The 25056-nt window shown below is 55.8% G+C and carries 25 protein-coding genes and 1 pseudogene; 14 read left to right on the top strand and 12 right to left on the bottom strand.

The features are described from left to right. Window positions 1-37: 37 nt before the first annotated feature. Genes K787_RS0110440 through K787_RS0110425 form a run of 4 tightly spaced genes read right to left on the bottom strand, consistent with a single transcriptional unit; the run spans window position 38 to window position 4785 of the window. Window positions 38-418 (bottom strand): rhodanese-like domain-containing protein, encoded by a 381-nt coding sequence (locus K787_RS0110440; RefSeq protein WP_022962752.1) that lies wholly within the window; start codon window positions 416-418, stop codon window positions 38-40. Then, window positions 418-2172 carry a SulP family inorganic anion transporter gene (locus K787_RS0110435; protein WP_022962751.1) on the bottom strand — a complete coding sequence of 585 codons (1755 nt, stop codon included), beginning with the start codon at window positions 2170-2172 and terminating at the stop codon, window positions 418-420. Before K787_RS0110435 ends, K787_RS0110440 begins: the two co-directional genes overlap by 1 nt. Further along, window positions 2169-3911 carry a bifunctional protein tyrosine phosphatase family protein/NAD(P)/FAD-dependent oxidoreductase gene (locus K787_RS0110430; RefSeq protein WP_022962750.1) on the bottom strand — a complete coding sequence of 581 codons (1743 nt, stop codon included), beginning with the start codon at window positions 3909-3911 and terminating at the stop codon, window positions 2169-2171. Before K787_RS0110430 ends, K787_RS0110435 begins: the two co-directional genes overlap by 4 nt. Window positions 3912-3921: 10 nt before the next feature. Then, the gene (locus K787_RS0110425; RefSeq protein ID WP_022962749.1) at window positions 3922-4785 is read right to left on the bottom strand and encodes an MBL fold metallo-hydrolase; all 864 of its coding nucleotides are present in this window, start codon (window positions 4783-4785) and stop codon (window positions 3922-3924) included. A gap of 322 nt (window positions 4786-5107) precedes the next feature. Between K787_RS0110425 and K787_RS0110420 the strand changes: the two genes are divergently transcribed. Continuing rightward, on the top strand, window positions 5108-5374 hold the full coding sequence (locus K787_RS0110420; RefSeq protein ID WP_028614829.1) for a metal-sensing transcriptional repressor: 267 nt from the start codon (window positions 5108-5110) through the stop codon (window positions 5372-5374). A gap of 28 nt (window positions 5375-5402) precedes the next feature. On the opposite strand, the gene K787_RS0110415 is transcribed toward K787_RS0110420, so the two are convergent. Further along, entirely contained in the window at window positions 5403-5942 is a 540-nt protein-coding gene (locus K787_RS0110415) for a rhodanese-like domain-containing protein (RefSeq protein ID WP_022962747.1), read from the bottom strand. A 199-nt stretch (window positions 5943-6141) separates the two neighbouring features. Here K787_RS0110415 and K787_RS0110410 point away from each other — a divergent pair, with 199 nt between their 5' ends. Further along, window positions 6142-6633 carry a M48 metallopeptidase family protein gene (locus tag K787_RS0110410; protein WP_022962746.1) on the top strand — a complete coding sequence of 164 codons (492 nt, stop codon included), beginning with the start codon at window positions 6142-6144 and terminating at the stop codon, window positions 6631-6633. An 85-nt stretch (window positions 6634-6718) separates the two neighbouring features. Next, window positions 6719-7738, top strand: a complete 1020-nt coding sequence (locus K787_RS0110405; RefSeq protein WP_028614828.1) for a Fic family protein — start codon at window positions 6719-6721, stop codon at window positions 7736-7738. Between the two features lie 23 nt (window positions 7739-7761). Here K787_RS0110405 and K787_RS0110400 read toward each other — a convergent pair whose 3' ends face one another. Further along, on the bottom strand, window positions 7762-8181 hold the full coding sequence (locus K787_RS0110400; RefSeq protein ID WP_022962744.1) for a PaaI family thioesterase: 420 nt from the start codon (window positions 8179-8181) through the stop codon (window positions 7762-7764). Window positions 8182-8382: 201 nt separating this feature from the next. On the opposite strand from K787_RS0110400, the gene K787_RS0110395 reads away from it, so the two are divergent. From K787_RS0110395 to K787_RS25760, 7 genes and pseudogenes are all read left to right on the top strand, one after another. Beyond that, on the top strand, window positions 8383-8733 hold the full coding sequence (locus K787_RS0110395) for a nucleotide pyrophosphohydrolase (protein ID WP_028614827.1): 351 nt from the start codon (window positions 8383-8385) through the stop codon (window positions 8731-8733). A 3-nt stretch (window positions 8734-8736) separates the two neighbouring features. Then, window positions 8737-10596 (top strand): annotated as a pseudogene (locus K787_RS0110390) (DNA/RNA helicase domain-containing protein); the annotation flags it as partial. A gap of 54 nt (window positions 10597-10650) precedes the next feature. Continuing rightward, complete coding sequence (locus K787_RS25515; RefSeq protein WP_235801923.1) at window positions 10651-11169, top strand: LexA family protein; 519 nt, start codon at window positions 10651-10653, stop codon at window positions 11167-11169. A 180-nt stretch (window positions 11170-11349) separates the two neighbouring features. Continuing rightward, on the top strand, window positions 11350-11814 hold the full coding sequence (locus K787_RS0110385) for a TIR domain-containing protein (RefSeq protein ID WP_022962741.1): 465 nt from the start codon (window positions 11350-11352) through the stop codon (window positions 11812-11814). After that, on the top strand, window positions 11814-12440 hold the full coding sequence (locus tag K787_RS24695) for an Nmad2 family putative nucleotide modification protein (protein WP_084672028.1): 627 nt from the start codon (window positions 11814-11816) through the stop codon (window positions 12438-12440). Before K787_RS0110385 ends, K787_RS24695 begins: the two co-directional genes overlap by 1 nt. Window positions 12441-12443: 3 nt before the next feature. Beyond that, window positions 12444-13577 carry a nucleoside triphosphate pyrophosphohydrolase family protein gene (locus K787_RS0110380; protein WP_022962740.1) on the top strand — a complete coding sequence of 378 codons (1134 nt, stop codon included), beginning with the start codon at window positions 12444-12446 and terminating at the stop codon, window positions 13575-13577. Then, complete coding sequence (locus K787_RS25760) at window positions 13577-14242, top strand: uracil-DNA glycosylase (protein ID WP_022962739.1); 666 nt, start codon at window positions 13577-13579, stop codon at window positions 14240-14242. Before K787_RS0110380 ends, K787_RS25760 begins: the two co-directional genes overlap by 1 nt. 148 nt (window positions 14243-14390) lie before the next feature. Here the strand turns inward: K787_RS25760 and thcA are convergent, their stop codons facing one another. The 3 genes from thcA to K787_RS0110360 form a co-directional block, all read right to left on the bottom strand. Continuing rightward, on the bottom strand, window positions 14391-14978 hold the full coding sequence (gene thcA, locus K787_RS0110370) for a Thoeris type III anti-phage system protein ThcA (protein WP_022962738.1): 588 nt from the start codon (window positions 14976-14978) through the stop codon (window positions 14391-14393). Window positions 14979-14980: 2 nt separating this feature from the next. After that, window positions 14981-16123, bottom strand: coding sequence for a Thoeris type III anti-phage system protein ThcB4 (gene thcB4 / locus K787_RS0110365; RefSeq protein WP_022962737.1), 1143 nt, complete (start codon window positions 16121-16123; stop codon window positions 14981-14983). A 395-nt stretch (window positions 16124-16518) separates the two neighbouring features. After that, window positions 16519-16854, bottom strand: a complete 336-nt coding sequence (locus K787_RS0110360; RefSeq protein ID WP_022962736.1) for a hypothetical protein — start codon at window positions 16852-16854, stop codon at window positions 16519-16521. A 321-nt stretch (window positions 16855-17175) separates the two neighbouring features. On the opposite strand from K787_RS0110360, the gene fic reads away from it, so the two are divergent. Then, on the top strand, window positions 17176-18285 hold the full coding sequence (gene fic / locus K787_RS0110355) for a protein adenylyltransferase Fic (RefSeq protein ID WP_022962735.1): 1110 nt from the start codon (window positions 17176-17178) through the stop codon (window positions 18283-18285). Between the two features lie 118 nt (window positions 18286-18403). On the opposite strand, the gene ilvD is transcribed toward fic, so the two are convergent. Further along, window positions 18404-20098: a dihydroxy-acid dehydratase gene (gene ilvD / locus K787_RS0110350; protein WP_022962734.1), complete on the bottom strand. Its 1695-nt coding sequence runs from the start codon at window positions 20096-20098 to the stop codon at window positions 18404-18406. 337 nt (window positions 20099-20435) lie between these two features. Here ilvD and K787_RS0110345 point away from each other — a divergent pair, with 337 nt between their 5' ends. Then, the gene (locus K787_RS0110345; protein WP_022962733.1) at window positions 20436-21557 is read left to right on the top strand and encodes a DUF2855 family protein; all 1122 of its coding nucleotides are present in this window, start codon (window positions 20436-20438) and stop codon (window positions 21555-21557) included. Here K787_RS0110345 and K787_RS22760 read toward each other — a convergent pair. After that, window positions 21536-22180: a TetR/AcrR family transcriptional regulator gene (locus K787_RS22760; protein ID WP_022962732.1), complete on the bottom strand. Its 645-nt coding sequence runs from the start codon at window positions 22178-22180 to the stop codon at window positions 21536-21538. The genes K787_RS0110345 and K787_RS22760 overlap by 22 nt on opposite strands. Before the next feature lie 189 nt (window positions 22181-22369). Then, the gene (locus K787_RS22755; protein WP_022962731.1) at window positions 22370-23317 is read right to left on the bottom strand and encodes an AraC family transcriptional regulator; all 948 of its coding nucleotides are present in this window, start codon (window positions 23315-23317) and stop codon (window positions 22370-22372) included. Between the two features lie 209 nt (window positions 23318-23526). Between K787_RS22755 and K787_RS0110330 the strand changes: the two genes are divergently transcribed. Then, entirely contained in the window at window positions 23527-24264 is a 738-nt protein-coding gene (locus K787_RS0110330) for an SDR family oxidoreductase (RefSeq protein WP_022962730.1), read from the top strand. Window positions 24265-24288: 24 nt separating this feature from the next. Next, entirely contained in the window at window positions 24289-24771 is a 483-nt protein-coding gene (locus K787_RS0110325; RefSeq protein WP_022962729.1) for a nuclear transport factor 2 family protein, read from the top strand. Window positions 24772-25056 lie beyond the last annotated feature (285 nt).

Genomic DNA, 25056 nt, shown 5'->3' with positions numbered 1-25056 from the left:
TTAGCGGCCAATGCCGATCGACGGACGGTTTTTGGCTTCAGTCGAACGCCGGCAGAGCTGGCTTGACCACGGGCTTGCCCGCCTCACACCAGGCCTCGAAGCCGCCCTGGATCGACACCACCTGCAGGTAACCCATCTCCTGCAATGATTGTGCGGCCAGCGCCGCACGGCCGCTGTTCTTGCAATACAGCACCAGCTTGAGGTCGCGTGCAGACAGCTCGGGGTCGTTGCTCAGTTTGAATTCCAGGAGGCCGCGAGGAATGTGAATGGCCCCCGCAATATGGCCGGCATGAAACTCATCGGCTTCGCGCACATCGACCACTACATCGGCTTCGCGAATGGCGGTGTCGGCATCCTGCAATGCGATCTCATGGATGCGGGTTTTAGCGTCGGTTACCAGGTCGTGAGCAGTTTTCATCAGGGTGTCCTATGGGTGAGAGGCTGGGTAGATAGCGGATGGGTCACTTGCGGGGCCAGGGTTTTCAGCGCGTCAAACTGGCTGATAAAGACCTGCCCACCAAAATGCTCGAGGAAGCTGGAACGGCGCAGTTGATCCATCACCGGGCCTTTAACCTCGGAAAGGTGCAATTGCACACCGGCTGTTTGCAGGCGCTCAACGATGGTCTCCAGCGAATCCAGAGCGCTGGCATCAATCAGGTTGACCCCAGAGCACATCAGTACCAGGTGGCGGACCTGCGGGCGGCTGGCAATGAGCTCGCTGATCCGGTCTTCAAGGTAGCGGGCGTTGGGGAAATACAGGCTCTCATCGACCCGCACAGACAGCACGCTGGGCGACTCGATCACGGCAAATCGTTCGACATTGCGAAAATGCTCGCTGCCTGGCACCTGGCCGACCACGGCCATATGTGGCTGGCTGGTGCGCCAGAGAAACAGCAACAGCGAGAGGCCCACGCCGATCAGAATGCCGGCTTCGACACCAATCAGCAGCACGCCGAGCAGGGTGGCCAGTTGTGCAGCGCCATCCTGGCGCGAGTAACGCCAAGTGCGGCCCAGTGAACCGAGATCGACCAGGCTGAGCACGGCGACGATGATGGTCGCGGCCAATACCGCATGCGGCAGATTGTGTAACAGCGGGGTCAGCAGCATCACGCTGAGGGCAATGCCGATGGCGGTGAACACGCCGGCCATGGGTGTCTGCGCGCCAGCATCGTAGTTGACCACCGAGCGGGCAAAACCGCCGGTAACCGGAAAGCCGCCACTGAAGGCCGCGCTGAGATTGGCGGTACCCAGGCCGAGCAGTTCGTTGTCGGGCTCGATGCGCTGGCGGCGTTTGGCGGCCAGGGTCTGGCCAACAGAAACAGACTCGACAAAGCCCACCAGGCTGATCAGCAGCGCTGCGGGTAATAGTTGTAGCGCCAGCTCAAGGTCTAGCGTGGGTAGTGCCAGCCCGGGCAAGCCCTGGGGGATAGCGCCGACCACTTTGACCCCGGCCTGATCGAGCTGCAGCCAGGACACCGCCACAATCGCCACAACAATCGCCAGTACCGGCCCAGCCTTGGCCAGGTTGCCGGCCGTCTGAGCGGATAGCCCCAGCCGTTGCAGCGCCGGTTTTAGCCGTGCCCGCGCCCACCACAACCAGGCCAGACTGAGCAGGCCAATCAGCAGGGTTTGCCAATGCATAGCAGGTAAACCTTGCCAAAGCTGCGGGATAATCTGCAGCAGGCTAACGCCCGAGGCGGAGATACCGAACAGGTGCTTGAGTTGGCCGATGGCGATCAGAATACCGGAGGCGCTGATAAAACCGGACACCACCGGGTGGCTGAGAAAGTTGGCAAGAAACCCCAAGCGCAAAAACGCCATGCCGCTGAGCAGCAGCCCAGACAGCAGGGCCAGGAGCATGGCCGCGCCTATGTAGGCTTCGCTGCCCGCCGGGAACAACGGCGCCAGCGCTGCGGCGGTCATCAGCGAAACCACCGCCACGGGCCCCACCGCCAGCGTGCGGCTGGAACCAAAGAGCGCATAGGCCAGCAGCGGAAGAATACTCGCATACAGCCCCATCACTGGGGGCAAACCGGCGAGCATGGCATAGGCCAGGCTCTGCGGGATCAGCATCAGCGTCACGATCAGCGCGGCCATGCCATCCTGGGTTGCTTTGCTGCGGTTGTAACGCCGCCCCCAGGTGAGGCAGGGGAGCCAGTGGCTCAGTTTCATTTACCTTGTTCCTTGCCAAAATCACAGGCTGCTGCTGCTTCAACGGCTGCAGGCTCATGCGGCAGCCGCTTGGGCTTGGCCAGCCATTCGCGGCCACGCAGCATCATGTCGAAGTAGATAGCCGGCATCATCTTTACCTTAAGGTCCCAGGCCAGACGGCGCGGCACGGTCGGGTCAAGAGGGAAGGTCGGCAGCAGCTTGCCGCCGTAGCCGAACTCGGCCAGCACAACCTTGCCGCGCTCGACGGTCAACGGGCATGAGCCATAACCGTCATAGAGCGCGCGCGGGCCTTTGCCAGCGAGCACGGCGATGACGTTTTCGGCCACCACCGGCGCCTGCTTGCGCACCGCGGCTGCGGTTTTGGCATTGGGTGCGGCGCACACATCACCCAGGCTGAAGATATTGCCGTAGCGCGGATGGCGCAGGGTTTCGTGATCGGCTTCAACCCAGCCCTCGGCATTCGCCAGCGGGCTTTGGCGGATAAACTCCGGTGCGCGCTGGTTGGGCACGGCATGCAGGAAGTCGAAGGATTTTTCGATCACCTGGGTATTACCCGTTGCATCAACCTGGTTAAACCAGGCCTTACGCGCCGGACCATCGACAGCGGTCAAGGTAGTGTTGAAATTCAGCTGAGCGTTGTAGCGCTCGACGTATTTCATCAACGGCGGCACGAAGGCAGGTACGCCGAACAGCACGGCACCGGCGGTGCAGAACTCCACATCGATATCCGGCAGTACGCCTTGCTTTTGCCACCAGTCGCAAGACAGGTACATGGCCTTCTGTGGCGCCCCGGCACATTTGATCGGCATTGGCGGCTGGGTAAATAGCGCGCGGCCATGGCGCAAGCTCTGCACCAGTTGCCAGGTATAGGGCGCCAGCTCGAACTGATAGTTCGAGGTCACGCCATTCTTGCCGAGGGTCTCCTTCAGCCCTTCGACCGCATCCCAGTTCAGACTCAGCCCCGGGCAGACGATTAATGCGCGATAGCCGACCCGGTTGCCATCTTCGAGCACAACGCATTGCTGCTCAGGCTCAAAGCCCGCCACGGCGGCACGAATCCACTGCGCACCATGGGGAATGCACAGCGCCATCGAACGTTCGGTGCGCGCGCGATCAAAAATACCCGCGCCTACCAGTGTCCAGCCGGGCTGGTAGTAGTGATGCTCGCGTGGCTCGACCACGGCAATACGCAGGTGAGGCTCACGCTGCAAGAGGCTGGCCGTGACCGCACAACCGGCTGCTCCACCGCCCACCACCAGTACGTCGTAGCGTTGGGTTGGTGAGGTACTGGTTTGTGGCACGGTTACGGGGGATTTCTGCCAGCGCTGCTCCAGGCGTTGCGCCAGGCCGCTGATGTCATAACCGCTGGCCCGTGCGCTATTGAGCAGCACCACGGGATCCAGGTGATGGGCTTCGCTCAGAGCCCAGAGGCTGGTCGAGCGCGTACCGGTACGGCAGAACGCCAATACCGGGCCGCGCACCTGGTTGAGCAACTCGGTAAAGGCGCTGACATCGGCATCGCTGATCTGCCCGGAAACGACTGGCAGGTAGTGGTACTCAAGGCCGCTGGCCTGCGCTGCAGCCTCCATATCCGCTGAGCTGGGCTGGCCTTCGCCCTCATTATCGGGGCGATTGTTGATCACACTGCGAAAACCAGCGGAGGCCAGGGTGCCCATGTCCGCAGGTTGCAATTGCGCCGCCACTGCGATGAAGGGGCTTAGGTGTTTCAGCGTATCCATGGTCAGTACCTCAGAGCACGTCGAGGGGGATTTTCAGGTAGCGGATACCGTTATCCTCGGCTGGCGGCAGCTCCCCGGCGCGCATGTTCACCTGCACCGACGGCAGGATCAGGGTCGGCATGCCCAGGGTGGCGTCACGGGCGCTACGCATCGCGACGAAGTCCGACTCATTGATGCCCTCGTGCACATGCACATTGTGCGCACGCTGTTCCGCGACGGAGGTCTGATAGAGAAACTCATCGCGCCCTGGTGCCTTGTAGTCGTGGCACATAAACAGGCGCGTTGCATCTGGCAGGGCGAACAACTTGCGGATCGACTGGAACAGCGTGTGCGAGTCGCCACCGGGGAAATCGCAGCGCGCGGTGCCGTAGTCCGGCATAAACAGAGTATCGCCAACAAATCCGGCATCGCCGATCAGGTAGGTCATGCAGGCCGGGGTATGGCCTGGGGTGTGGATGGCACGGGCCTGGACGTTACCCACCTGGAAGGTGTCGCCGTCCTTGAACAGGTGGTCGAACTGGCGGCCATCAGTGGCGAACTCAGTGCCGGCATTAAACAGCTTGCCGAAGGTGTTCTGCACGATGGTGATGTTCTCACCAATCGCCAACTGGCCGCCCAGTTCGCGTTTCAGATAGGGCGCGGCCGAAAGGTGGTCAGCGTGCACATGGGTTTCCAGCAACCAGTCGACCTGCAGTTGCTGGTCTTTTACATACTGGATCAGGCGATCAGCACTGTCATGCGCGGTGCGCCCGGACGCGGGGTCGTAGTCCAGTACTGAATCGATGATGGCGCAGCGCTTGGTGCTGGGGTCGGTGACCACATAGCTGTAGGTGTAGGTGGCAGGATCAAAAAATGCTTCGACGTTGGCTTGCATGGCAGTGCTCCTTCTCAGATACCCCAAGGGGTATGTATTTAAGAAAGATCGTAACTAATTTTTGGTTCTATGCTTAGATTAAAATGGAATATAGCGGGCTAGGCTTGTCTTCTTCTGTCATAGCTGGCACCTATCTGCATGAAATACCTAGGTTTATTCCTGACTTAAACCATAGTCTTAGATGCAGCTTGAGTTTCCAGGAAACGCATTGATACACAATGCGCACCGGCGCTAATCAAACACAGCCGCAGGTTGTTCGGTTATATTGCGCTAGCTGATGTGCAGCCTATCGATGCAGCTGCAGGCAATCATGAGAGTGCATATGAATAACCATGAAGCAAAAAGCCGCGATGCCATCCTCAAACGCCTTGCCCGAGTGGAAGGGCAGGTGCGCGGTATCCACGCGATGATCCTGCGTGGGGAAGAATGCGAGGCCGTTGCTCAGCAGTTCAGCGCGGCGCGCAAGGCGCTCGACAAGGCCTACCAGGAGATGCTGGTATGCCTGGCTGAGGATGCCATCCTCGACCCAGATCAGAGCAACGCCGAGAAGCTGACACAGCTGCGGGCCATCTTCACCAAATACACCTGAGTGTTGTTCACTCAGGGCAGCGCCTCGCTCAGGGGCGATACATCTTTTCCGCGTTCATCTTGGTGCTCCAGGGCAACCCGCTGTTCTGCCAGCCACCTTGCAGCCGCATACCGGCCTGTGGCCCGTCCTTGAGGCTGGGGCCCTGGAATCCGTCGATCACGTAACGTGCGTTAGGGAAGCCGTTGGCGCGCAAAAATTGGGCGCTGGGCTCGCCGCGTTCGCTACCCGAACGGCACAGGGTGATTATCTCGGCATCATGGCTCAGCCCGCGCTTGTCCAGCTCGGCGCTAATCTCGGCAATAAAGTTGGGGTTCTGGGCGACCTGATAAGACCCCCGGTCGTCATCCCAAACGCTGCGATCGACCAGCAGGTAGGGCACATTGACGTGAACGGAATCGGTAAAACCGACGAACATGATCTCCACCGGATCGCGGACATCAACGAATAACATAGTGGCATCAGCTTGTTCGGTTCGAGCGTGCACTTGCTCGGCGCTGACGGCGATATCAACAGCGTGTGCGCTCAAGCTCAACAGGCTCAGACAGGTTGCAGCGATCAGGTGTTTCATGATGATTGTCCTTGTCAGTGGTCATTAGGGTATAGCGGCAATGCTGTCGCGTAGCTTAGCACTATACCCCTGGGGGTAATTGATCAAGCTCAAGCATAACGGCTTTTCAGCTTGATGCTTAGCGCTTTTTTGCGCTAAAGCCTCCGCCGCCTGAGTCCTGTATCATCAGCCGCTTCAATGTCATGAATACGAAGCGACCGTGGCCACCCTCAAGTACCTCAACGGATACAGCCCCAACCTGCAACAGCAGGTTCAGCAACTGATCGACAAGAATCAGCTCGGCAGTTGGCTGGAACAGCGTTACCCGCGGCAAGCCCAGCACCTGATCCAATCCGACGCCGCGCTGTACGACTACACCCAGCGCCTCAAGCAACAGCACATGCGTAGCAGCAACCCTGTCAGCAAAGTGTTCTTTGATACGCGCATGCACGTCATCGACAACGCCCTGGGCCTGCACCAGTTTGTCAGCCGTGTGCAGGGCAGCAAGCTCAAGCGCAAGAACGAAATCAAAGTCTCCGCCATCCTCAAAACCCTGCCCGAACCGCTACTGCGAATGGTCGTGGTGCATGAGCTCGCGCACCTGCGCGAGAAAGAGCACAACAAAGCCTTTTACCAGCTGTGCCAGCATATGGAGACGGACTATCACCAGTTGGAGCTGGATTTAAGGTTGTTTTTGACGCTGCGGGGGTAGGGCGTTCTGCTGCCGCATCTGCCAGCCGGTTCCCAGGTGAGAACGAAGAGGCTATCCTCCCAAGATCATGTCCCGGGCAGACCATATGAGCTATCAGCCGCCATTCACCTTAACTTCCACCATCGTTCATCTGGTCGCCGAGATCAGCGAGATGGTAGGCAAGGTTTCTGCGCAACAGAATAAAGAGAAGGATCTAAGGTTACGGCGTATCAACCGTATCAGGACAATCCAGGGATCGTTGGCGATAGAGGGTAATACTCTTAGCGAAGCACAAATCACAGCCATTATTGAGGGCAAGCGAGTCCTTGCACCGCCCCGCGAGATTCAGGAAGCCCGTAATGCCATCAAGGCCTACGAGGGGCTGTTAACCTGGCAGGCAACTAGCGAACAGCATCTGTTGCAGGCGCATTCAGTCATGACTCTGGGTCTGGTGGATGACCCAGGTGTTTATCGACGCGGCGGCGTAGGTGTTATGAAAGGCGATCAGGTAATCCATATGGCGCCACCGGCTGATCGTGTTGCCATTTTGATGCGGCAGTTGATGGAATGGATCGGAGCTACGGACCATCATCCCCTGATCGTCAGTAGCGTGTTTCATTATGAGTTCGAGTTTATACATCCGTTTAGTGATGGTAACGGACGTATGGGTCGGTTGTGGCAAACCCTGATACTTAGTCATTGGAATCCTCTACTAGGGTACATGCCGGTAGAAAGTATGGTGCACGAATCCCAAACGGCATATTACCAAGCGCTCAACGACAGCACCCTAAGAAGTGACTCAGCGCCCTTTATCGAGTTTATGTTGGGGATGTTGCTGAAAGCGCTGGAACAAGCCGCTGGCGCCACCCCCCAAGTTAGCCCTCAACACACCCCCCAAGTCATTCGGTTGCTGCATATACTAGAAGGCAGCATGAGTAGAGAGGAGTTGCAGCAAGCATTAGGGCTCACGGATCGCAAATCGTTTCGTGCTCGCTATCTGCTTCCTGCGTTGGCCGCAGGTTATATAGAGATGACGTCACCTGACCGGCCGAACAGCAAGCTTCAGCGGTATCGGTTAACGCAGAGCGGCAAAGCTGCACGACTGGGGCCAAGCAACCCAATATAATCGGGAATACGGCTATTCGCGCCTCATTTCAGCGGCTGCACCTTGAACACCGCCTTGGCCGTCGCGCAGAGTTGATCATTGGAATAGATATTTGCGTCAGCAAAGCACAACGATTTACCAACACGCGACGGCGTCGCCCGCACTTCCACCCAATGCCCCACGTGCGCGGTGCCGAGAAAATCAATCGTCATACTCACAGTCACCAGGCCGCCGATGTTCTCCAGTTGCCTGGCGCAACTGAGCCCCATGGCATTGTCCGCCAGCGCCGAGAGCAGCCCGCCATGTACAAAGCCGCGGCTGTTGACGTGCGGCGCATCGGCTAGCAGGCCCAGGCAGAAGGTAGTCTCATCGCTGGCAGCATAAATCGGTTCCCAGGGATTGGTCAGGCCGCTCTTGCGGGTGTGGGGTTTGAAACCGGCGGGTATAGTTTGAGCGTTTTCCATAAGATTCTCCGAGCGTAAATTAACTATATAGACCAGTCACTATAATTAAGTGTTGAGCTAAAGCAACACAAGCAGAATGGGTTTAGATCTTCCGTCGTAGAGACAAATCCACACAGATAATGCAAAGTGGTTCACATAATGAAGCGGGCCCAAGCGCACGGGCCTGACCGCCCTCTTGCTGACAAGGATTTTGGAGAGAACGTGTCCGAGATAAAGCTGTTGACCGAAAAAGTTCTGGCATTCCGCGATGAGCGCGACTGGAAGCAGTTCCATAACTCCAAGGATCTGGCGCTGTCACTGGTACTGGAAGCGACGGAAGTACTGGAGATCTTTCAGTGGAAGCAGGACCAGGCCGCCATCGACGGCGTTGCCCTGGAGCGCAAGCAAGACCTCGCCGACGAACTGGCCGACGTGTTCTGCTACACGCTACTGATGGCCAACGACCTGGGCATCGATCTGGCTGAAGCCCTCAAAGCCAAGATCGAAAAGAACAACGCCAAATACCCGGTAGACAAAGCCAAAGGCTCCGACAAAAAATACACGGAGCTATGACGGTTGATCATCTATCAGACAGACAAACAGCATTTTCTGGATGATGTGTTCAAGCATGATATCGAAGCAATCGTGCTGGACTCCTTTCGCCACCGCACCGGCAGAAGCGTATCGAAAGAAGAGATTCGTTCCTGGGCCTCCTCGCTCAATTACATGGGCAAAGTGCTGAACGACGACGCCATTCCCAATGACTGCGGCGTCGCTATCGAATACATGATTCCGCAGACCGCCAAGCGCGTTGATTTTCTGCTGACAGGCAAGAATCACGAAGACAAGGACTGCGTCGTCATCGTCGAGCTCAAGCAGTGGGAGTCGGCGCGCAAAACCGCAAAAGACGGGATCGTCTCCACCCGCTTTGCCCGTGGCGAAGCCGAAGTAGGCCACCCCTCGTATCAGGCCTGGTCCTACGCCGCCTTGCTGGAGGGCTACAACGAGGCTGTATATGACGGTGGCGTGCAACTGCGCCCCTGCGCGTACCTGCATAACTATGCCGACGCCAAGGGCCCAATCAATGATCCTTTCTACGCCGACCACATAGAGCGCGCGCCGCTGTTCCTCAAGGGTGATGCAGAGCGCGACCGCCTGCGGCAGTTTATCCAGCAGCACGTTAAATATGGTGACAAGGGCAACACACTCTTTCTGATTGAAGGCGGGCGCATTCGCCCTTCCAAGAGCCTGGCGGACGGCCTGCTTGGGCTCCTCAAGGGCAATCAGGAGTTCGTACTCATCGACGACCAGAAATTGGTCTACGAGAACGCCCTGAGCCACGCCAGATCCGTGCGCGAGAAGGGCAAACGCGTTTACATCGTTGAAGGCGGCCCCGGCACCGGTAAGTCGGTGGTAGCGGTCAATCTGCTGGTGGGTTTGACCAAAGCGAATATGGTCGCCAAATACGTCACCAAGAACGCCGCGCCCAGGGCCGTGTATGAAGCGCGACTGGTCGGCTCGTACAAGAAGACCTATATCTCCAACCTGTTTGTCGGCTCCGGCGCTTTTACCGAAACCGGCAGCAATGAGTTTGATGCCCTGGTGGTTGATGAAGCGCACCGACTGAATGAAAAGTCTGGCCTGTATGGCAACCTGGGTGAACACCAGATCAAGGAAATCATCAACGCCGCCCGGCTTTCCGTGTTCTTTATCGATGAATCACAGATCGTCACGCTCAAAGACGTCGGTAAAAAAGAAACCATCCGCCAATGGGCTGCCGAGCTGGGCGCTACGGTGATCGAAGGCGCGCTGGAATCCCAATTCCGCTGTAACGGCTCTGACGGCTACTTGGCCTGGCTGGACAACACCCTGCAGGTACGGCCAACCGCCAACGACAAGCTGGACGTGGCCGAGTACGACTTTCGCGTGCTCGACTCACCAACCGAACTCAAGCAACTGATCCTCGAGCGCAACCACGAAAGAAACCGGGCACGCATGGTGGCTGGCTACTGCTGGAAGTGGCCAAGCAAGACCAATGCAGCCGCCTACGACATAGAAATGCCAGAGCACGACTTCAAAGCCCGCTGGAATCTCACCAAAGACGGCGGACTGTGGATGGTCTCTGAAGACTCAGTGCATGAAGTGGGATGTATTCACACCTGCCAGGGACTTGAGGCGGATTATATTGGCGTGATCGTCGGTGATGACCTAGTGGTACGTGATGGGCAAGTTATCACCCGCCCAGAAAAACGCGCCTCATCCGACCGCTCCATCTCAGGCCTGAAAAAACTAGCTAAAACCGACCCGGAACTGGCCAAGGCAAAAGCCGACGCCATCATCAAGAACACCTACCGCACATTGATGACCCGCGGCATGAAGGGCTGCTACGTCTACTTCACCGACGCAGAAACCGCAGCTTTCTTCCGCAACGGGCTGGTTTGCGCAAACACTCAGACGAACTCGCAAAACGATGATCAGCCCGACCAGTCAGTGATCGACGCCACAACTGAACTGCCATTTACCGTACTGCGCGGCGAGGAGGGCAGAACCAACTCCCGCGCAGTACCGCTGATCCCATTGCAGATAGCCGCAGGCTCATTCTCCGAGTCCCAGGCCCTGGATACCGATGTGGACGAATGGGTGGAGCTTCCGGATGGCTTCAGCGCAAGCGAAGACTTGTTTGTCGCTCAGGTAGTAGGCGAATCAATGAACCGCCGCATACCCAACGGCGCCTGGTGTTTGTTCCGCGCCAATCCGAAAGGCACACGCCAAGGCAAGATAGTGGTAGCCCAGCATCGCAGTATTGATGATGCCGAAACAGGCGGTAGCTTTACGGTGAAGAAGTACTACAGTGAAAAGGTAGCGGCCGAGGGTGGTGCAGGGTGGGCGCATCATCGCATCACTTTATCTCCAGAGTCTACGGATAGCTCGTTTCAGCCGATTGTTCTGGGAGCAGAAGAGCAGTATGAGGTGAGGGTGTTGGCTGAGCTTGTTGTGGTTTTGGTTTAATTGAACGGCTACTTTCGGCAAAAAGCGATCGCTTGAAGAGTGTCCAAGAATTGGCGCTGACAAAATGAAAGCCCGCTTTGTGCAACTTCCTTCGCGACCTTGGCTTGGGGTGATACGGTCGCTTGAGTAGCGCATCGAAACATGGCATTGTGCCTTCAAAGGGAGTTGAGGTGACCGGTCATGAAGAAAAAGAACGTGTTCATTAGCCATGTCCACAAGGACGATCATGGGTTGCAGAAGTTAAAGGATTTGCTGGCCCCTAAAGGCTTGGAAGTAAGGGATTCCTCAATTCATACCGGAAAGTTCAATAACGCCACTAACGAGCAATATATCAAGACTCAGATCCTTGCGCCTGCTATCAACTGGGCGGGAATTTTTATCTGCTATGTATCGTCGCAGACAAAAGATAGCGATTGGGTTAATTGGGAAATTGAATACGCGGCTAAGCAGGGCAAGCGTGTTGTCGGCATTTGGGAACATGGCGAGAAAGAATGTGAGCTCCCAAGTGCTCTAGAGGAATATGCCGACGCTATGGTTGGGTGGAACGGTGACGCAATCATTGATGCGATCAACGGCAAGGACTCTTGGGAGAAGCCTGGTGGTGAAGCCTATGACCCAATGCCGCTAAAAAGGCATCCCTGCTAATGGCTCGTATTCATTCCTATGTCGTGCGGTACGACAGTGGTTTCGCACCTAATCCCTTCTACAGTTACTGCACGCTTGCAACCTGTAAACCCAGAATTCGTAAAATAGCCCACGTGGGTGATTGGGTTGTAGGTAGTGGCAGCAATGATCGAAGCGTTCGACTTGGCGGGCGTCTAGTTTATGCAATGCGTATAACTGAAACGATGACATTTGATCAATATTGCTCAGATCCTCGATTTGAATCTAAGAAGCCGTATCGTAATGGCAGCCGGAAACAAAGTTGCGGGGACAATATCTATTTCAGAGCTGAGGTTGGGGCCGACTGGGAGCAGCGAGACTCGTTTCACTCCCGCCCCGACGGTTCGCTTAATCCGGATCACGTTACACGTGATACAAGCGTTAACAGAGTTTTGATCAGCGACGATTTTGCGTATTTTGGAGGCAACGGTCCGCAATTTCCTGATGAGCTGGAAGATCAGCAAGGTCGAAACATATGTAAAAAAGGAATTGGATTAACCACCTTTACTGATGCACAGCTAATTTTAGATTTTGAAAAATGGATTCGCAGTTTTGGTGTGTGCGGCTATCACAGTGCCCCATTCGAATGGCTGACTCTACGTAGGTGACCGATGAAAAAACAAGGTTCACTCTTGCTGTCAGATTATGCTGCGGAAATTGCAGCTACAGACGTACTTGATTCGCACGACTTCAATCCAGTCCTCCAAGGTCTATACGGGGAAGTTGGTGGGATAATGGCGACGGCAAAAAAAAATGTCCGAGAGAAAACTGCCTATCCCGCTTTCAAGAGGGCGGCAGAAGAAGAATTTGGCGACACTCTCTGGTACCTGGCTGCAATCTGTAGACGTATGCAGATACCTCTTGAAGACATCTTTGCGGAAGCCGCAAATCACGGTGATTTCAGGAATGTGGGAGCCGCAAGTGATGTAACTGAGGGTGCATTTGCCTATATTGCCGTGCCCGTAGACTCGACTACTTCTTTAGACGCTACTTTGGTCCGTCTTGGGCAATCTGCGGCGGCTTTTCTGGGAAGTACTCCATCTCGTACCAATTTGGTTTCTTTCGCACGAGCATACTTGGATGCAATGAACGCCGCCAAGCTTGCTTTTTCTGAAGTGGCTCGCGGCAATCTCAGTAAGGCTCGTGGCGCTTTTTTGGAGCCTCAAGCAGCAGATTTAGTTGGCCTTGATTTTGATAGTGATTTTGGGATTGAAGAGCAGCTGCCTAGGTACTTCAAGATAAGGATTAATCAACGGGGAGGAAACAAGAGCTATCTCCAATGGAATGGGGTGTTCATTGGAGATCCTCTGACTGACAGCATTGGAGGTGACGATGGCTATCGGTTTCATGACGTTTTCCATTTTGCTTATGCTGCAATCTTGCACTGGTCACCTGTCATGCGGGCGTTGATCAAGCACAAACGAAAGAGTATTCCGGGGTATGATGAAGAACAGGACAGCGGTCGGGCCATCGTCGTGGAGGAAGGGGTTTCTGCATGGATATTTACCAGAGCCAAGGAACTGGATTTCTTCGAGGGCCAAGAAAAGCTTCCGCTTCGTCTTCTCAAGACAATTAGCGAATTCGTGACTGGTTACGAAGTAGAAAAATGCCCATTGAAGCTCTGGGAGCGGGCCATTCTGGATGGCTACGCTGTCTTTCGACAGCTAAAGGCGAACCAAGGTGGCTGGATTGTTGGTAATCGAGAACAACGCACTATTACATACATGCCGCTTGAGTCTGAATAATGAAGATCCACCCATTCGTTGACGCTGTGGCCTCGCTTCAGTTTGAAAATTGCTTCAATCCTTACTCGGATCGTTGTGAAATTCATGATCGACACGATGCACCGCGTCGCCGCGCCGTTATCCTGTCAGCTATGTTGCGTCGTGCAGCGGAGAAACCCGTAGATGCGATATGGATTGGTAGAGACCTCGGTTACCGCGGAGGGCGCCGTACTGGCTTCGCTCTAACTGACGACGTTCACATGTGTCAGCACGCTAGGCGTTGGAATCTTGACCTGGTCTCTGAACGACCGACGATAGGCAATGCTGTAGCCGAACGGACTGCTGCGGTGATTTGGGGCCAATTAGAACAGATTGATGCTCGCATTTTTCTGTGGAACGTCTTTCCTCTTCATCCACATGAGTCAGGAGATCCGTTCACGAATCGGCAACACAACGCGCGTGAGAGGCGAGCAGGTGAAGAGCTGCTCCGGCAGCTCATTGTCTTACTACGCCCCGCTCGCATTGTGGCGATAGGTAAAGATGCTGCAGTTGCGGCTAAACGCATCACGGATTCGGTGCCCGTGATTTGCGTTAGGCACCCTAGCTACGGAGGCCAGACCCAGTTCCAGAAGCAGATTTCTGAACTCTATGCGCGTTCTGTGATGAGCACTGGGTCGTTGTTATGATGGGTTCTGCTTCTAGATGAGTCCTGCAAACCAGTCTGTCAGGTGGCAATGATTAAGTTGCATGCCAACGCAGCTGGTATCAATTTTTGGGTACAAATGTTTTCGCGGTTGAGGGTCTACTACCGTCGAGCAAGTTCGCCGGGGATGTTTACACAACTTCGCCTTGAATTTTGAATGCGAGGTGCGCGTGAAAGATTTGCGCAAAATCTATATCGGTAAGATCAGTGCCGGCAAAGTAACCATGATCCATTGCTAGATTCAAGGCCGCCCCGCCAGGGGAAGGTATAGGTAGAATTTTAGCTGTGGGATGAAATTTCTTGAACATTTTATGCTCGATTTCCACTCCTTCCATGCCGCCAATGAAAACAGCGGCAATGAGGTCATCTCGCGAAAGCATTTTTTCCCGCATTAGCAGCAGGCTCCCATCTCTGTCATCGGGAATTGCTTCTGTGAAGACAGTATTCTGGAAACGGTCGTTTTCTTCCGGGTAGCGATCCTCGAAAAATCTACTTTGATACAGAACAACGGCCTCAGAATAATCAATGCCTAAGTCTTCGCAAACGTTCCAAATCATGGGCGTTATTGCGGGATGGCCTCCCCATACAATCTTGTGTTGACGGATGACGGTTATGAGCAGTTCCCTCACAGCGCACTGGATGAGAAATGGGTCGGCAGTTTCGTGGTACGAGCCGCGACCCAACAACGGAACACTGGCTGAAAGGAATACGGAACTCATGGCTAGGCCTCCCAATCTGCAAATTGCCAACCAGCTTCACTGGCTTTGACACACCGTGCAGACTGGATGTGCTGGCCTAACCAGTCCAAATGCTCGAGCCACCGGGGATGCAATCCAACGTGATCGTAAACAACGGCAACCGACTTATCTGGTGAATTTGTGGATGCTTCATGCAATGTGGTTGACGTGGGAACCCCGGCGATTGGGTAGACTACTACACTCCTGCCATCCGGGAGTTCGATATAGACCGCCTTGTTAGGGCCAACTCCGACAAGTCTCCCGCCAATTGTTTGGACGGCATTGCGCAGATTGCTCACCAGATTGACTGAACGGACCGCATTGCTTTGGCTGCGAACCTCTTCAAGCTGAAGACAGATTCGCTCCACAGCGTTGTCATCGAGGCGACCTGTGGCCACATCCACTTCTTCAGGCAATAACTCCGCACGACTGGCAGTGGCTGTTCGAGAAGATGGCGTGCAATCTGGCCAGCCCACCCGTAAAACGCTTATGCCTTTCGCCAGAGCGCGTCCAAACTCCGCGCTTGTCCAGCGGCTGCCAAAGTAACCTGGTGTATCAAGCATCACGAGAACATCGGAATCACAAAGGCGATGCCATAGCATCGCCTGGAAATCTTCCGCAGGCGGAATACCATGCGTATCGAGAAATACGTCGAATAGCCGAGCGGACAAAGCATCGAAGAGTTGCAAGGCGGCCTCGCGGGCTTCACCTCGACGGTAGCTTACAAATACTCGGCGCTGGCGAGGTAGTAACCCTGCACACTCCAGCAAGGCGGTCGCCACACGCTGTGGTCCGTTAGCCTTATAGGCTAAGCAGTTGAGCGGTCTTAGTAGTTCAGGAATCTCTGTACTAACTTGATCGACGTCGGAAGCTATTGGTATTACCGGAATGCCTCGTTCTAGCAACTTAGCAACATTACCAAGAACCGGATTTTTGCCCCCGAAAAATACTGCAGCTGACGAGCGTTGTTGGTCGGGGTTAAACGCATTCGGTTGCACCTCCCATCCGACTTCATGCCCTAATCGTAAGTTGAACATGCCAACCGCTGCCCCGACGATTTCTTCAAGCTCAGAAACTTGAGCGGCGCTGGGCGAGCCTAATACTGCAAGTTGATATAGGGCGGCCATGCTCTTCCTTGTGATTTACAGTGACAACCTTGGTTGTCGAAACACAAGCTTGTCTGAACTTAGAAACAGAAGATCGGTAAGCATCCGGCAATCTTGACTGTTGCTAATGCCATTGATGCCATGAGCTTACGGAAGATCGCCTCCTTGAGCAACTCACTACAAATCCCACCCCGGTAAACCGGGACCAGTCCAAGATTGATTCCCGCTGCGGGTATAGCAGGAGAAACTGGGGGGCAGATGAACATTTCACCCGAGCTAACAATCGGTGAGGGCTGCGCGAAAAAGTGACAGATCAATTTATCGTTAACCATCACTTATTCGCTGCGTTAGCACATCGAACACTAGTTCCGCATTGAAAAGACGGGACAGCTAGTTCAAATGGCAAGTGCTGGCGGTTACTGCGCCTGTATCCAGCCGTCCTTGGCTTTAGCCATTAACATTTCCGAGCGTTGTACCGAGCGGCCGACGAGCGGTGCTGTCGCATCCACTTCTACATCGCAGCGGTAGACATCCGTGCGTTCTTCTTCGCAGCCATGGAGGGTGACGTCGTGGATCTCGACTTTCAGCATGCCGGACATGCTCTCGCCGCCGAGATCACCCAACATGGCGGACATCTGCTCCATTTGCGCTTCCAGCAGCGCTTTGACGTCCTTTTCCGACGGCCCGCTTGAGCAAGCGCTGAGCAGTAGGGTTGAGCCCAGCAGGAGCGCTCCGTAAATGGCTTTTTTCATTCTGATCCCTGATGTTGGTTGTGTTGCAATGCATTGCCTGTCCGCCAGCGAGGTTATGTCAGATGCTCGCGCGGGGCAATACGAGAGAAAATCAGGGTCTTGTCTTTTACCTGTGAGTGAAACGAGCAAAAAGCAAGACCCTCGCGTCTCTGTGCTATGGCGTTGATAAGCCGCTGACTCTGCTGATCCGCTCATTTTTTGTACGGAGTTTCTCATGTCGATATTTTGCCTGTATTTCGACACATAAACTTGTTGTGTCGAAACCATCGACATAAACTGGCAGCTAATTGAAACGTGTCGAAAACCTCAGGCGAATTAAACATGTCTTGGCGAGCCGATCAGCCTTATAACGCGCTTCCGCTTTTACCGCCTGAGCGCCAGCAGATTGAAACGGTGTCCATTCTAAAAGCCTGTATTAATGCGCGTGCCGCACTGGCAGAGCTCAAGCAGGCAGGTCAACTGTTGCCCAATCAAACGCTGCTGATCAATTTGGTGCCGCTGTTAGAAGCCAAAGACAGTTCTGAAATTGAAAATATCGTCACTACCATGGATAGGCTTTTCCAGTTCGCTAAGGAGGACAGCGCGGCCGACGCCGCGACCAGGGAGGCTCTGAGCTACCGCACGGCCCTTTATGAAGGTTTCAAACAACTCAATCGCCGACCGCTATGCATCACCACGGCCACAGAGATTTGCAGCACTCTAAAGGCTCAGGAGATGGATATTCGTAAAATCCCAGGCACCGTTATCGGTAATCAGGATACAGGAGAAGTGGTATATACGCCGCCGGTAGGCAAGGGCGCTATTCGGGATCTATTGGGTAATTGGGAGCAGTTTCTCTATGCCGAAGACGATATAGACCCACTGATTAAAATGGCGATTAGTCATTACCAGTTTGAAGCAATACACCCGTATTTCGACGGCAATGGTCGCACAGGCCGCATTCTTAACGTGCTCTACCTGATTGAGGAGAAGCTCCTCACTCTGCCCATTCTGTATCTGAGCCGTTATCTCCTTCAGCATAAACAGGACTATTACCGGCTCCTCACCCAGGTTACCCGCGAGCAGGATTGGCAGGCGTGGATTCTGTTTATGCTGCGGGGCGTGGAGGTCACGTCCAACTGGACTTGTGCCAAAATCGAAGCGATTAGACGACTCATAGAGCATACCTCCGAGCACGTGCGCACGCAGCTGCCCAAAATTTATAGCTATGAACTGATCCAGCTCATCTTTGAACAGCCCTACATCCGCATCAGCGATCTGGTTGAACGTGACATTGCCAAGCGCCAAACCGCCTCCGTTTATTTAAAGCAGCTTTGCGAAATAGGGGTGTTAACAGAAAAGTCGGCGAGCAAGGAAAAACTTTTTGTTCACCCCAGGCTGGTCACGTTGATGAGCCAGGACGGTAATGACTTTGACGGCTACCAGGGATAGTGCAGCGAGCCTCAAAGATTCGCCGGCAGCATTAACTCTTTGGTTCGATAAGCTTCAAAAAGCAGCGCCACTACCCGACCCTTAAGAGCGTTTCGGCTGGGCAGAGGCTCTACAGTTCCTACAGATTCGTATCGGTCACTGCACCTTCCGAGGCCGAGGCGACTGTTTTGGCGTATTTCGCGAGCACGCCGCGGGTATAGCGCGGTGCGGGTTGTTGCCAGCTGCTCAGGCGCCGGGCGATTTCTTCGTCAGTCAGGTTGAGGACGATTTGCCGGGCTTCCGCGTCGATGGTGATCTCGTCACCGTCCTGCACAATGGCTATTGGGCCGCCGGCCTGGGCTTCTGGTGTGACATGGCCAACCACAAAGCCGTGGCTGCCGCCGGAGAACCGGCCGTCGGTAATCAGCGCCACCTTGTCACCCAGTTCCTGGCCCATGATGGCTGAGGTGGGGCTAAGCATTTCGCGCATGCCGGGGCCGCCTTTGGGGCCTTCATAGCGGATAACCAGCACATCACCGGCGACTATAGTGCCAGCGAGTATGGCGGTCATGGCTTCTTCTTCGGAGTGAAATACCCGGGCCTTGCCGGTGAACTGCAAACCTTCCTTGCCGGTGATCTTGGCGACGGCGCCGTCTGGGGCCAGGTTGCCCTTGAGAACGACCAGATGGCTGTTGCGCTTGATCGGGTTATCGAAGCCGCGAATGATGTCCTGCCCTTGCGGGTAGGGCTGCACCTTGGCCAGGTTGTCGGCCAGCGTCTGGCCGGTGACGGTCAGGCAGTCACCGTGCAGCAGGCCGCGCTCCAGCAGCATCTTCATCAGTGGCTGAATACCGCCAATCTGGATCAGCTCGGACATCAGATATTGACCACTGGGGCGCAGGTCGGCCAGTACCGGTACTTTCTGGCCGATGCGGGTGAAGTCGTCCAGGGTAATCCGCACGCCGATAGTCGAGGCCATGGCGATCAGATGCAGCACGGCATTGGTTGAGCCGCCTAGGGCGATAACCAGGGTAATGGCGTTCTCGAAGGCTTCGCGGGTCATGATGTCGCTGGGTTTGATGTCCCGGCGCAGCAGTTCGAGAATGGCTTGGCCGGCGCGTTCACAGTCCTGGGTCTTGTCTGCGGATACCGCGTTCTGGGCCGAGCTGCCAGGCAGGCTCATACCCATGGCTTCAATGGCCGAAGCCATGGTGTTGGCGGTGTACATGCCGCCGCAGGAGCCCGCACCCGGAATCGCCGTTTCCTCGATCTGCTTAAGCTCGATATCGGATACCGTACCCTTGGCATGGCCACCCACAGCCTCGAATACGGAAATGATGTCGGTGTGGTTCTTGCCCGGGCGCACGGTGCCGCCGTAAATAAAGATGGCCGGCCGGTTCAGCCGCGCCAGGCCCATGATGCAGCCGGGCATGTTCTTGTCGCAGCCGCCGATGGCAATAATGCCGTCGTGGCCCATGCAGCCGGAGACCGCTTCGATGGAGTCGGCAATGATCTCGCGCGATACCAGCGAGTACTTCATGCCTTCGGTGCCCATGGAAATGCCATCGGAGATGGTGATGGTGTTGTAGATCACGCCTTTGCCGCCAGCTGCATTGACGCTGGCATTGACCGTCTCGGCCAGGGCATTGATGTGCATGTTGCAGGGCGTAACCATGCTCCAGGTGGAGGCCACGCCAACTTGAGGCTTGCGGAAGTCATCACCACTGAAGCCAGCCGCATGCAGCATGGCGCGGCTGGCGGCGCGCTCGACGCCGTCCACCACCTGGCTGGAATGTGTGCGTGAAGGCTTGGCGGGGGTGTTGTCGTCAGTCATTGCTGCATGCCTCTAAAGTTCGGGTGATTTCAACGGGCTTTGGCCAGCTATCTTGCTAGCCGAACGCTTGTTTGCACTCTATCACGCTAGACCAGGTATACGGCTTTGAGAGATCGGCCTGATAAGCGGCAAACAGCGCTTGCGCAGGTTTGATGTAGTGCGGCGGCGTGGTTCACTGAGGCGAGAACAGCGTCAGCCAAACCTGAACATTGCCCCTTCGCGTACCCTGGAAACGGGCGTAAAGCGCCGCCATACAAGGCTCCAGCAACCTGAACACCCCCGACTGCTTGCCTTGCTAGCATGAACCCTTGTCCACTGTTCAAGGGAACTCACTACCATGACTGCTCAGATTTCATCCGCACCACTGACCATCCGTCGCTTGCTCTCGCGCAAGGATCAACTGCATGAAAGCCGAATCGAGGACTGTCAGATCGAGGTGAGACTGCGGGAGGGCGAGGCCATCATTCAGCTGGAACGCTTTGGCCTGACAACCAACAACATCACCTATGCGGCCTTTGGCGATGCCATGGGCTATTGGAACTTTTTCCCGACCGGCCAGGACGACTGGGGCCATATGCCAGTGTGGGGGATTGGCCGCGTGGTCGCGTCTGTTGCCCCAGGCATTGAGGTGGGCGAGCAGTACTTTGGCTACTACCCCATGGCCACGCATCTTAAAGTGCTTGCGGACAAGGTCAGTGCTGGTGGCTTTGTCGAGGTATCAAGCCACCGCCAGAGTTTGCCGGCCGCCTACAATTACTACACCAATTACGCCGGTAAGGATGCCACTACCGCGGAAAGCGATTACCGGACCCTGCTGCGCCCGCTGTTTCTGACCTCGTACATGCTGGCCGATTACCTGATCGTCAATGACTTTTTCGGTGCTCGGCAGATCGTGATTTCCAGCGCGTCGAGCAAGACCGCCTTCGGCTCGGCATTCTGCATCGAGGGCACCAGCGATGCCCGCATCATCGGCCTGACCTCAGCTAGAAACCGGGGCTTTGTGCACCGTCTGGAGTGTTATCAGTCTGTGGTTACCTATGATGAGCTGGCTTCTATCGATGCCGATATCCCGACCCTGTATATCGACTTCTCTGGTGATAATCCCTTGCGCGAGCGTATTCACCAGCACTTTGGCGACAACCTGGTGCACGACTGCTATGCGGGGTCGGCATCCAATCTGGAATTCAATTTCGACAGCATTGGCGATGCCGAGCGCAAGACGCATTTCTTCTTTGCCGCGCCGCACTACCGCAAGCGTGTTCAGGAGCTGGGCGGGCCTGCTGTGCTGGGCGCCATGGATGCCAAACAGGCTGAGTTTATTCAGGCGTTGAGCAACCCGCAGGCGCCCTGGATCAAGTTGTGCTTCAGCGAGGGTTTTGAGCAGGCGGCGCAGGTGGTGGCGCAGTTATGCCACAACCAGGTTGCGCCGGACGAGGGTCATATTGTGGTGTTGCCCTGAGCGGCGTTTGCCCCGAGCTGGCTCAGGCACATGGCATAGGTGGAGTCGAGCCAGTCGCCTAGCTCTTGACTCTCGATCTGGGCCAGCAGCCGATAGCGCCGGGCACCCCATACCAGGGTGAACAGGTTGCGGATGCTGTCGGGTGTTGGCGGGTTGGTCAGATCTGGCCAGCCGGCGATGATCTCGACCCAGGTGTCAGAGAGCTTTTCAAAGGCGCGGCGGTGGTGGGTGTCGAGCGCTATCTGGCCTTCCTGCAGGAGCATGCTGCGGTCCAGGTAAGGCGCCTCTGGGTCGGCCCCCGCCGTTATCCGCACCAGCTCAAACAAGCGCTCTGTCCAGGGCGCCTGACAGAGCAGTTGGTCCCTGGCCCTGAGTCTGTCCATCTCCCATTCGATACAGTGCCGCACGTAGCCCGAGAGCAGCGCTGTGGCATTGGGGAAGTACTCGTAGATGGTGCCAACGGCGAAGCCAGTCTCCTCGGCGATCGCCCGGGTGTTCACCGCACTGGGCCCCTGCCTGCGCCAGATCTGCACAAAGCCATCATAAATAACCTGCACCGTGAACTTGGCCCGGTCCTGGCTCGCGCGCTTTCTGGGCAGATGTACCACAGGTTTCTTCTGCAATGTGTTTTGCCTCTTGGTTGCAGGGCCTTTGGCGGGCGATGAGCTCCTTTGAACCTTAACTATGCGTTTTGTTGGAGCCAACTGTCCGTTTCTGCAGATTTCAATGCGCATCTAAATGGGTTGATATTGATTGTGTAACTGCATAAAAAATAATATTAATATTAATTTATGAGCGCCAATATGCGGATTTTATTGCTGATGGTTTAGAGGATGCACCCTATTCCTGGCGCAGGAAAGCTGCTCGGCTGCTATTTCATTCACTGGCCCTGCAATTGCCAACACCTGCTTCAAATACCGCGCCTCCTCTACAGGGCTGCGGCCAAACAGACGCTTGAACTCGCGGCTGAACTGCGAGGCGCTTTCGTAGCCCACCCGATGCGAGGCCGTGGCGGCACTGGAGCCTTCGCGGATCATCAGCAGGCGTGCCTGGTGCAGTCGGATGGCCTTGATGTATTGCAGCGGCGAGGTGTTAGTCACCGCTTTGAAGTGGATGTGGAAGGTAGGAATGCTCATGTTGGCTTCCTTGGCCAGGGCGCCGACATTCAGGCTGTGCTCATACTGGGTATGAATGCTTCTCAGCACTTTGGCGATACGGCCAAAGTTGCCACTTTGCAGCAGCGCTGCGCGCAAACCGCCACCCTGTTCACTGATGAGTACGCGGTAGGTGATTTCCCGAAAGATCGAGGGTGCCAGCACTGCTGCTTCCAGCGGTGAGCTGAGCGCCTCGAGCAGCCTGAGCGTGGCGTCTTCCAGCTTGTCATCCAGGGGTGTTGCATAGAGGGTGGCCGGTTTGATCGGGGGTTGAGACAGGGTTTCATCTACGTCCATGGCCAATTGCGCGGTCAGTGTCTGGTTTATGCGCAAGGCTAGGCCAAGCATCGGTTCTGCCTCGCTGGCCTCGGTTTCGGTAACAAAGGGCAGAGGCACAGATAGCACCAGATAGTGCCCTGCGTCGTATAGGTATCTGTGGCCGCCATGAAAGCCGCGCTTTTTACCTTGCAGCACGATCACAATACTTGGCTCATACAGCGCCGGCGTCACCGGGATTGAGCGATTGGAGCGCATGAAGGTGACGCCATCGAGCATCGACTGGGTATAGCCTTCAGCCGGCGCCAGACGTTTCACCAACTCGATCATGCGCGCCCGCGGCAAAGAAACACTGTTCACCTGACCACTCCCGATTAGACAACCAGGCTATATATCAGCACATATTCCGGCGTTATGCAGGCCCGTTGATACAAATAGGCAAGACTCGAATACGAACAGGGCTTAGCACCTGGCGCTGCGCTCCCTAGCATGTCTTCTGTTGTGATTATTCACGTTCTTAACCGGCAGGAGTGCAAGTAATGAGCAATCTCATCGATGGAAAGGTCATCCTGATCACTGGCGCCAGCAGCGGCATTGGCGAGGCGACTGCGTGGTTGTTGGCAGAGCAGGGTGCGCGCGTGGTGCTTGGGGCGCGGCGTACCGAGCGGCTGGAGAAACTGGTGGCGGACATCACTGCCTCGGGTGGCGTCGCCAGAGCCTGCTGCCTGGATGTAACGCAGCGTGACCAGGTGCAGGCCTTCATCGACTACGCGCTGGGCGAGTTTGGCGGTGTCGATGTGCTGATCAACAACGCGGGTGTTATGCCGCTGTCTCCGCTGGCTGCACTGAAGGTGGATGAGTGGGAGCGCATGATCGATGTGAATATTCGGGGTGTGTTGTATGGGATTGCCGCCGTGCTGCCGGCAATGCAGGCGCAAAATCACGGGCAGATCATCAATATTGCTTCCATCGGAGCCCATGCGGTGTCGCCGACGGCGGCGGTGTATTGCGCCACCAAGTATGCGGTGTGGGCTATTTCTGATGGTTTGCGTCAGGAAAACTCAAAGCTGCGGGTGACCACTATCAGCCCTGGCGTAACCGAATCCGAACTGGCCGACAGCATTTCGGATGAGCAGGGGCGTGAAGAGATGAAAGCGTTCCGGCAGGTTGCTGTCAGCCCCTTCGCTATCGCCCGTGCGATCCGTTTTGCCGTCGAGCAGCCCGAGGATGTGGATACCAGCGAGATCATTGTGCGGCCTACCGCAAGTGCCCATTGAATATTTGATTCCGAGGAGAATGATATGAACTTCAGAACGTATTTCAGCAAGGTCAGATACCTGCTGCCAGTCTTGTTGCTACTGGCTTTTACCGCGCAGGCGGAAAGCCATAAATCGCTTGAAGACACCAATACTGCTCTGGTGCAGCAAGCCTTTGAGAACTGGCAGCAAGGCCGCGGCAGCGTGTTTGATTTGCTCGCTGAGGATGCGCAGTGGACGGTAGCGGGCGTTAGTCCGGTGTCTGACACCTACAACAGCAAACAGGCCTTGGTCGAAGGCGCGGTTGAGCCCATTCATGCCCGGCTGCAGACAGCCATCACACCGACGGTGAGGCACCTGATAGCGCAAGGTAACAGCGTTGTCGTTCTATGGGATGGTGCTGCCACGGCGATGGATGGTGCGCGCTATGCCAATAGCTATGCCTGGCACCTGGTAATGAGGGATGGAAGGATCACCCAGGTCACTGCGTTTCTGGATACCTGGGCACTGACAGAACTGATGAAGTGATATGGCAGGACATCTCCGACTTACACGAGCGCAGCTGGTCGGAGATGTCTGTCACTCGATCCCAGATATCGGATGTGGGCGGGTTACCCCTCTGAAACCTCTGGAATCTTGGCAATCATCTTGATCTCAAAATCAAAGCCATACAGCCAAGCTACCCCGATGCCACTCTATGTGGCCTATCCGCCCAACCGCCATATCAGCGTCAAACTGCGGGTGTTTATCGACTGGGTTGCGGAGCTGATGACGGAACATGCGCCTAGAGGAGATGTGATGCTAAAGGCGGTA

Source organism: Halopseudomonas pelagia CL-AP6 (assembly GCF_000410875.1).
Taxonomy (GTDB): Bacteria; Pseudomonadota; Gammaproteobacteria; order Pseudomonadales; family Pseudomonadaceae; genus Halopseudomonas; species Halopseudomonas pelagia.
The sequence above is the reverse complement of the archived record's forward strand: the minus strand, read 5'-3'. Positions and strand labels throughout refer to the sequence as shown.